The organism is Microcoleus sp. FACHB-68, from assembly GCF_014695715.1.
Lineage (GTDB): Bacteria > Cyanobacteriota > Cyanobacteriia > Cyanobacteriales > Oscillatoriaceae > FACHB-68.
Genome location: NZ_JACJOT010000018.1, coordinates 481,707 through 487,706, shown reverse-complemented (window position 1 = coordinate 487,706; position 6,000 = coordinate 481,707). Strand labels below are relative to the sequence as shown.

Here is a 6,000-nt window from a genome sequence, read left to right as displayed (position 1 = left end):
TTAAAAGTGGTGGATTATCCCCACAGCCACTTTCGACCACACCGAGATAGTCATTGAAAAACTGAGCCGAACAGGCTGCTATAGGGTAAGTAGTCGAGCATGGGGGGAACAAGGAAGTTGAAACCTTGACACAGAACGGATGAGAGCTTAGTTAGTAAAAAAAACAGATGGGTCTGCTAGAGTGATGCCCAATCCGGTTTATGTAAACTACTAATTAATCAACCAGTGTTTAACCAATGATAGTTGATTAAATTTTTGCTCTCCTATTTCGTTTCCTGAAGAACACAACATATTCTTATTAAAACCTCTTCTAATTCATCCAGGGTTTCAAAATGTTTGTTCACCAAGGGTTAATCTACTAACAACCATAATCTCTCAGCTGGTTGTAGTTATGGCGAATAGGGGGGTAAAAACTCGCTCTCTATTCCTTGAGGTAATTTAACTTCTTTAGGCTATTCTGGGTTTTGGGTGAATTTCGTATAATGAGATACATAAAACTTCTCAACTAGCTATGGACTTTCATCTTGACCTGGGGGGGGGTAACAAGGAAGCTGAAATCTTGACAGAGAAAGGATGAGAGCTAGGTAAACAAAAAAAGAGGGGTTGGCTATAGTGACAAGCAAACCCAAAAATCAAAAAAATGCTAATCCAATTTTAGCACGAGCATCTAGAGAAGCAACTGGGCCGCCCTCAGTTCCTCATACTACAGATTCTAATTAACATTATTCAAGTCAAAAACGAAGTCAAACTATAAACAATAGCTCAAGTGTTTCCGCCGTAGATAACTTGTGAAGGAAGACGCAGAAAGATACAAAGATTCTTAGATTTACCCAGATTAACACTCAGGAGCTTATTGTGGCCCATCATCACTTATTGGCTAGAGAACTCGGTGCCAAAAAAGCCGAACCAGAAGTTGTACATAACGATACTTAGGCAATTGTAACCAGGAGGAACAAGAAAGTGTCCTCTCCCCAGTTTTAGAAAGATTCAAAGATTATCAAATAGTGGGATTAGGAGACCGAGAGTTTTGTTCTCTAAATTTAGCTACTTGGCTACAGGCAAGGAATGTCGGATTTTGTTTAAGGTCAAAAAAGAAGAGTTGTCTAGAAGTCGAAAATCAAATTTGGCAGCGATTGGATGAGTTACCAATTAACCCGGGAGTTTCATTATACTATCAAGGAAAAAGAATTCGGAAAACTGGCCCAGTCTCAGGATTTGCTCTGGCAGCGAAATGGAAAAGAAACGACCGAGGTCAAACCAAAAAAGGGCCTTAGTTTATCTTGACTAATCTGGAAAGTTTAACGGTTGTCATTCAAGCGCATAAAAGAAGAATGGGCCTTGTTGACGAAGGCTGCCGTCAGGCATAGAAATGTTCCGGGACTGTAAGAGTGGGGGCTATAACGAACGAAAGCACTCTTTTAAGAGGAGATCGATTAAAATCAATGATTTTGGTGATGTATCTGGCTTATTTACAGTCAACCCTGCGAGGGAGTGAAATCAACAGGCATCAGGGACAAAACTATGTCTGTCGTCCAAAAGAATCTGGGAGAATCTATCGAAGAGGCAGCACCTTTGATGTTGGGTTAGATGGAGAAATATGGGTGAAAAATTTGGAACAATATCACCTACAGCTCGCAAAATTAACCAGTAATTCCTCCCATAAACGCCGTTTTTATCAGCGAGGTATAAGGGCGGAAACCATTATCCGCTCTATTTCCTAGCTCTCTTGTTACCCCTTTAACATCTTGACACCCTCATCAATCTACCCAACCTGACTGTTGAAAGTTCTACTCAACAACCGAAGCAATTTTTTTTGAAATTACGATTTTTGGGGGAAACGAGTTATTGTCCCCACTGTCATAATCCGAGTGATAAATTGCATTAAACTTGGCCCGTATTGATTCGCTATCTGCCAGGTTTTAGTCAATCAGTTTATTTACATATACCCCGGCGTTGGTTTTACTGTACTTTCTGTCAACGATATTGGACTGAACGGCTGAGTTTTGTCCGTTGGGAACTACCCTACACACAACGCTATGAAGAGGCTATTTATAGCAACTGCCAAGGCGGTTAGGACTACCGACTAAAGATGTCATCGTGACCCGCTATCGTCTGCTCTATCATGCCTAAGCCCTACAGTTACGACTTCCGTCAGAAAGTGATCCAAGCCATCGAGTTAGATGGACTCAAGAAACAGGAGGCGAGTGAACTGTTCAATATCAGCCGCAATACGATCAACCTGTGGTTGAAACGCAAAGCCCAAACGGGAGATGTTCAAGCATTGCCCAACCGCCCCCCAGGTAACAATCATAAAATCACAGACTGGGAGAAGTTTCGGGCGTTTGCCAAGACTCATGGGGACAAAACCCAGGTGGAGATGGCGCAACTGTGGCAGGGTGACATTAGTGAGCGCACAATCTCAAGAGCGCTGAAGAAAATTGGGTTTACACGAAAAAAAAGACCTACGGCTACCTCGAACGGGATGAGTCAAAACGGCAAACGTTCATAGAGCAGTTGGCTAAGTGGGGGGATGAAACGATTGTTTATGTGGATGAAGCAGGCATGGACAACCCTTGAAGACTACGGTTTTGGCTGGAACCCAAGAGGGCAAAGGTTTCATGCCTTGAAGTATTGACGACGACAAGGGCGAGTCAATATGATCGCAGCCCTTTGTCAGGAACAACTGATGGCTCCGTTTACTGTCGAAGGAGCCTGTAATCGGGTTGTATTTGAGATTTGGTTGGAAAGCTGCCTAATTCCTTTACTGAAACCGGGGCAGGTAGTGGTCATGGATAATGCCACCTTTGATAAAGGGGGTCGCATTGAACAACTAATTCACGAAGCCGGCTGTCAGTTGTTGTACTTACCTGCTTATTCACCGGACTTTAATAAGATTGAGCGATGTTGGTCTTGGCTCAAAAGTCGAATTCGCAAGCAGCTCGAGCAGTTTGAGTGTTTACGTGATGCGATGGAGTACGTCCTACACCTAGCGTCCTAACCGCCCTGGCGGTTGCTATACAAACCAAAGTGGATCAACTTTTAGCCCAGTTAACCCCTCAAGTGATTGCTTCCATCACTGGCTATTGCTTCATTCTGGATGCTATATCTGCCCTAAATCCCATTTAAATTGGTATTAATAGAGAATCGGCAACCTGTTGAGAAATCAAATTCAAAAAGATTTGAAAACAATACGTATTCAGGTGAGAAAACTCCCAAAAGAAATTTCTACCGTTAAAGGTTCTACGATTCCATATAAATAGGTTGCTTGGAATCGCCATTGCACAGCTCCTTAGGGCTTCGCTCCGCCGAAGGCGTATGGTTTAATTCCTTTCTTTGTAATTTTCCTTCCAGTCAGCGTCTTTAATCCAATTCGGGTTTCATCTTCGCAGAAACATCGAATTTTAGCTGGGGTCAATAATAAATTTAACGCCACCCAATGAAGCATGCTAAGTTGACTGCGAAGTTTTTTTAAAAGCCTCGATCTCGGCTTTGTCTTGCTTAATACTTTGGGGGCGAGTCAGTCTGGGTGAGGCTTTTAGGCGATAGTAAACTAGCTTATGTGCTGTTTTATATCTCGCTTTAATTCCCAAACTTTTCTCCAACCACTCGACAATTTCTTGATAATCATTGAATCCTTGTTCGTGCTGCAATTTTTGGTCAAGCGCTTTTTCTGCACACGATGGGATAGCGCGGGGTCTTGCAGAAGACTGTTTTTGCTCCATTAATGATTCTATTGGGCTTGTTTGATACTGCTGTATCCATTTTTGGGCCGTCACCCGATGGCGACCTATCATCACAGCTGCTTGGGAAAGGGTTGGTGCATTGCCGGTTTTAAGTAGATATAATACTTGAACCCTTTCTTTTCCAGTGGCAGTTTTTTGACGAGCTAGTATTTGTTTAAGTTCTTCTGCCGTTTCCGTAATTTCCAGTCTGGATACTCCGGCCATTGCCGATCCTCCCTCTTGACTTCTCTCAACGCATTTGTTGCACAATTTCAAAGAATTCGTATAACTGGTGTTGGGTAGCAGCTCTAAAGAGTGTCATCAATTCAACCAAATCACAGAAGCAGCCTAAATAAATCGCACCTAAAAAGTTGGTACCTCGTTTATCATAGCGGGTCGCGATTGCAAGGGTACTGCTTGAGCTTGGCAAAAAAGTTTTCAATCAGGTGGCGGGCCTGGTATAAATCTTTGTCGTAATCGCGCAGTATGCAGCGGTTACGCTTTGGCGGAATCACTGCTGTCTTGCCTTTGCTCTCAAGTAGCTCAATCACCCGCCTATCCGCGTCGTGTGCCTTATCAGGCAGCAGGGTGTCAGCTAGGAGGTCAGCTAGGAGGTCAGGCAAGAGCTGACAAGCTCTATCTACATCCCATGCGTCCCCAGGTGCGAGGTGAAAACTTAGAGGATTTCCTAAGGCATCTACCGCCGCCTGAATCTTGGTACCTAATCCACCTTTGCTGTAACCAATTGCTTCTCGCTGTGCTTCCCCGCCTTTGCGCCCCCACTATGCTGGTGAGCGCGGACAATGGCCCTGATCAATCATGGCATATTCGTTGTCTGCATCTTCTGCCAAGTGCTGAAATACCCGCCCCACACACCACTGCTTGACCATCGGGTGTTCGCGTAGCGTGCCAAAGGCATAGCGTGTGTGAATCACTCGGAAATCTCCAAATCGTTCCGGCAAGTCTCTCCTGGGAATTCCTGCCCGATAGCGGTACAAAACGGCCTCAACAAATAACCGATTGTGTTTAGGCGTCACTCCGACCGTTCCTTCTCGTCTGGGCAGTAAGTCTTTTATTCGCTCCCATTGGTCATTTCGCAGCGCGTAACGTCGAATCATCTGTCTTCTCTGCTTAGCTTCCCCTCGATAGTTCTAGTCCAGTCAAACTAATTGATGACACGCCATAGGGCTATTGCACGATTTTTTGTCGTCTATCCCAGTGGCACCTCAAAAGCTTCTACTGGGTCTTGACTCGTGAGATAGTTTTGCTTGAGTTAACTTACCTCCAAATGATGGGATAGGTCTGCTTTTTTGGGCATCGGTTTTTCCTAATTTTTTCTAACGGCTGTATATGTAGTCTATAATAACCGGATTTGGGATGAATCGATTTCGACGATTGAGTAACGATTACGAGGGATATTCAGAGGTGAGCGAAGCGATGATTTATGGTTCCTTGATTCACCTCATGGTCAAGCGATTAGCCACTTAATATTTACTTAATAAATCAGCAATGAACACTTGCACTCTGTCTTTCACTTTGTTCGCGATGTTGGCCGTCTTTGTCAATTGCCATAAGTTTTTATCGTCTTTTACTGTTAGAAATACTCTTAACGAGGGTAATGACATTATTTTAACCTCTTGAGTCTTTCTAAAAAATTTTTACTTAGTGTACTTTATTTTTGTCTAACTACTTAGATGCTGATTGGGCCTCACGGATCAAGCCATTAAATAGAAAACGGCCTTTCAGGGAAAACTCAGGTTGCTTGATTTTGAGGTGAGTTAGCAAACCTAAAAAAATTATTAAAAAATGGAAGTTTTCTTTGCAACTTTTTCTGGCTCTAACCTAAATAATTAGCAAGCAAGCTGCACCTTAATTATAGCAGAACTCGCTTGCCAATTATTTCAGGCTCAAATTAAACGCAGTGCTGTTAAAACCTAACCCTAAATTTTGCCACTTGCTTAAGCCACTTCTGCTACTTTGATCTCTGCCACTTCTTTCTTGGCAGGAGTTGCGCTATAGATATCAATTAAGCGCTCCAGTTGCTGTACCCGCTGATTCCGCTTGGCAATCATTGAAGAGAGATCCGGCATTTCCTGCCAGCAGTGGGAGCAAAACCAGTAAACACCATTATGACGAGCGTGGCGGAGTAGTTGGTTGGAGCAGCAAGGACAAGCGTTCATAATATTTTAAACCAGTTTAGAAATCGAGCAATGATTGAGCCAAAAATTAACTGAGTGCTGTACTTAACCCCTAAAAGCTTTGGAAAGTCACTTATGTT

The 6,000-nt window shown here is 43.3% G+C and carries 2 protein-coding genes and 3 pseudogenes; 2 read left to right on the top strand and 3 right to left on the bottom strand.

Annotated features, from left to right (window positions below):
- The first annotated feature begins 2,122 nt into the window (after positions 1-2,122).
- Positions 2,123-2,998 (top strand): annotated as a pseudogene (locus tag H6F73_RS25795) (IS630 family transposase).
- A 448-nt stretch (positions 2,999-3,446) separates the two neighbouring features.
- Here H6F73_RS25795 and H6F73_RS25790 read toward each other — a convergent pair.
- Together H6F73_RS25790 and H6F73_RS25785 are read right to left on the bottom strand one after the other, a co-directional pair.
- Positions 3,447-3,947, bottom strand: a complete 501-nt coding sequence (locus tag H6F73_RS25790; RefSeq protein WP_190761594.1) for a helix-turn-helix domain-containing protein — start codon at positions 3,945-3,947, stop codon at positions 3,447-3,449.
- 96 nt (positions 3,948-4,043) lie between these two features.
- A pseudogene (locus H6F73_RS25785) lies at positions 4,044-4,837 on the bottom strand (IS5 family transposase).
- A 256-nt stretch (positions 4,838-5,093) separates the two neighbouring features.
- Between H6F73_RS25785 and H6F73_RS26825 the strand changes: the two are divergent.
- A pseudogene (locus tag H6F73_RS26825) lies at positions 5,094-5,210 on the top strand (IS5/IS1182 family transposase); the annotation flags it as partial.
- Between the two features lie 470 nt (positions 5,211-5,680).
- Here the strand turns inward: H6F73_RS26825 and H6F73_RS27320 are convergent.
- Positions 5,681-5,812 (bottom strand): hypothetical protein, encoded by a 132-nt coding sequence (locus H6F73_RS27320; protein WP_347239620.1) that lies wholly within the window; start codon positions 5,810-5,812, stop codon positions 5,681-5,683.
- Positions 5,813-6,000 lie beyond the last annotated feature (188 nt).